This window comes from Mesorhizobium sp. M1C.F.Ca.ET.210.01.1.1 (genome assembly GCF_004791585.1).
In the GTDB taxonomy this organism is placed as follows: Bacteria; Pseudomonadota; Alphaproteobacteria; order Rhizobiales; family Rhizobiaceae; genus Mesorhizobium.
Map to the genome: position 1 here is coordinate 1 of NZ_SRUU01000101.1, position 648 is coordinate 648.

The window sequence follows — 648 nt, forward strand, 5'->3', positions numbered from 1 at the left end:
TCGAGATGGCCAAGGGTTTTAAGACCCGCGTCGGCCTCGAGGCGCTGATCGAGACGGCGCTCGGCATGGCCAATGTCGAGGCGATCGCCGCCACGCCCGGCCGGCTGGAAGCGATGCATTTCGGCGTTGCCGACTATGCCGCGAGCAACAAGGCCCGCACCGTCAATATCGGCGGGCTGAACCCCGACTACCCCGGCGACCAGTGGCATTTTGCGCTGTCGCGCATGACGGTCGCCTGCAGGGCTTACGGTCTGCGTGCCATCGACGGACCGTTCGGCGATTTCTCCGATCCGGAGGGCTACAAGGCGGCCGCCAGGCGCGCCGCGGCACTCGGCATCGAAGGCAAATGGGCGATCCACCCCTCGCAGATCGCCTTGGCCAACGACGTGTTCTCGCCGCCGGAGAAAGAGGTGACGCGCGCCCGCCGCATCCTCGAGGTGCTCAAGGAAGCGGAGGCGCTCGGCAAGGGTGCGGCGGCGCTCGACGGCAAGATGATCGACGCCGCGTCGGAGCGCATGGCGCGCAACGTGCTGGTGGTCAGCGAAGCGATCGAGCGCGCCGGCCAGGCGCAGGCCGCCGCGCAGTAGGAATTACCGGGAGGACAACATGGATATCCACGAATACCAGGCCAAGGAATTGCTCGCCAGC

The 648-nt window shown here is 67.1% G+C and carries 1 protein-coding gene; it reads left to right on the forward strand.

Translation table 11 applies throughout. The features are described from left to right. Positions 1–587, forward strand: a 587-nt coding sequence (locus EN853_RS33095; protein WP_135861339.1) for a CoA ester lyase, incomplete at its 5' end; no start/stop codon positions are given. Positions 588–648: the final 61 nt, after the last annotated feature.